Below are 997 nucleotides of genomic sequence, written 5' to 3' on the forward strand. Positions count from 1 at the left end.
TGCGAAGAGCTGGCTGTCGCACGCGTCGGTCGACCGGCTCGCGGCGATCCTGCCGTGGGGCGCGGCCGACGGCGTCGACAAGGTGTCGCCGGTCGACGCGAGCGCGAGCTATCTCGCGCACGTGCGCGACGCGTGGGACGCCCGTTTTCCCGATGCACCGCTCGCGAAGCAGGACGTGATCCTGACGGTGCCCGCGTCGTTCGACGACGGCGCGCGCGCATTGACGGTCGAGGCTGCGCGGCGCGCGAAGCTGCCCGCGCTGCGGCTGCTGGAAGAGCCGCAGGCCGCGTTCTACGACTGGCTGTACGGGCAGCGCGACACGCTGCGCGACACGTTCGCCGCCGCGCGGCGCGTGCTGATCTGCGACGTCGGCGGCGGCACGACCGACCTCACGCTCGTCGATGTCGCACCGGGCGACGACGGCGAGCCGACGTTCACGCGGGTCGGCGTCGGCAACCACCTGATGCTCGGCGGCGACAACATGGACCTCGCGCTCGCGCGCCTGGTCGAGTCGCGGCTGACCGAGCCCGGCACGCGGCTGTCGGCCGCGAGCCTGTCGCAGCTCGTCGAGCGTTGCCGCGCCGCGAAGGAGCGTCTACTCGGCGACGACGCCCCCGAATCCGTCAACGTCACGCTGCTCGGCGCGGGCAGCAAGCTCGTCGGCGGCGCGCGTTCGGCCGAGCTGACGCGGCAGGAAGTCGAGCAGATCGTCGTCGAAGGTTTCTTCCCGCAGGTCGAAGCCGGCGAGTTGCCGCGCCGTGCGCGCGCCGCGATCGTCGAATTCGGGCTGCCGTATGCGAGCGACGCGGCCGTCACGCGGCACGTCGCCGCGTTTTTGAATCGTCATGCCGAAGGCCCGCTGCCCGACACGCTGCTGCTCAACGGCGGCGTGTTCCGCGCGGGTGCGCTCGCCGGCCGTCTCGCGCAGACGCTCGGCGCGTGGCGCGGCGCGCCGCTCGACGTGCTGCACAACGCGCATCCGGACGTGGCGGTCGCG

General features: G+C 73.0%; 1 protein-coding gene. It reads left to right on the forward strand.

Going from position 1 to position 997, the window contains the following annotated elements; all coding sequences use genetic code 11:
• A partial coding sequence (locus G3O00_RS42880) for an Hsp70 family protein (RefSeq protein WP_206146618.1) occupies positions 1–997 on the forward strand: 997 nt, incomplete at both ends.

Source organism: Burkholderia sp. Ac-20384 (genome assembly GCF_017104605.1).
GTDB lineage: Bacteria > Pseudomonadota > Gammaproteobacteria > Burkholderiales > Burkholderiaceae > Burkholderia > Burkholderia lata.